The 622-nt window shown below is 51.8% G+C and carries 1 protein-coding gene; it reads left to right on the forward strand.

Annotation, left to right across the window (positions count from 1 at the left end):
• Positions 1 to 552: NUDIX domain-containing protein (locus tag HW443_RS12590; protein ID WP_258190558.1), on the forward strand; the 552-nt coding region annotated here is incomplete at its 5' end.
• Positions 553 to 622 lie beyond the last annotated feature (70 nt).

Genomic DNA, 622 nt, shown 5'->3' on the forward strand with positions numbered 1-622 from the left:
AAGGATCTTGCCGAAAAGAAGCTGAGCTCCAAGCTCGTTTACCAGGGTCGCATTCTGAACCTGTTTGTGGATGAGGTAGAGCTCCCCAATGGCCGTCAGTCCCTAAGAGAAAAAGTCTCCCATCTGGGCTCTGTAGGAATGGTTCCCCTGGACCAGGAAGGCCAGGTTATCCTGATCCGGCAGTATCGTTACCCGGTGGAGCAAGAGCTCATCGAGATACCAGCAGGGAAACTTGATCTGGGTGAAGACCCGTGGGAGTGCGCCCGAAGGGAGACAGAAGAGGAGATAGGCCTGATACCGGGCAGGCTGGTAAAGTTGGCTACCTTCTACACCACACCGGGGTTCTGCGACGAGAACTTCCATCTCTTCCTGGCTCTGGATCTGAAGAAAGGGGATGTGAATCACGACGACGATGAGTTCATGGTGACAAAGAAAGTACCCCTGGAGCAGGCCCTAGAAATGATCACCTCCGGGGAAATCCGGGATGCCAAGACCATTATAGGTTTGTTTTTGGCCAGGGAGTGGCTGAGGAAGGGTAACAATACTGGTTGAGACAGTTTCAAGCGATATAAACATAAGAACTTGATGTACTATGTCTGACGAGAGGTGTCGAACAAGGGTT

It is taken from the genome of Candidatus Hakubella thermalkaliphila (assembly GCF_013281975.1).
In the GTDB taxonomy this organism is placed as follows: domain Bacteria; phylum Actinomycetota; class Humimicrobiia; order Hakubellales; family Hakubellaceae; genus Hakubella; species Hakubella thermalkaliphila.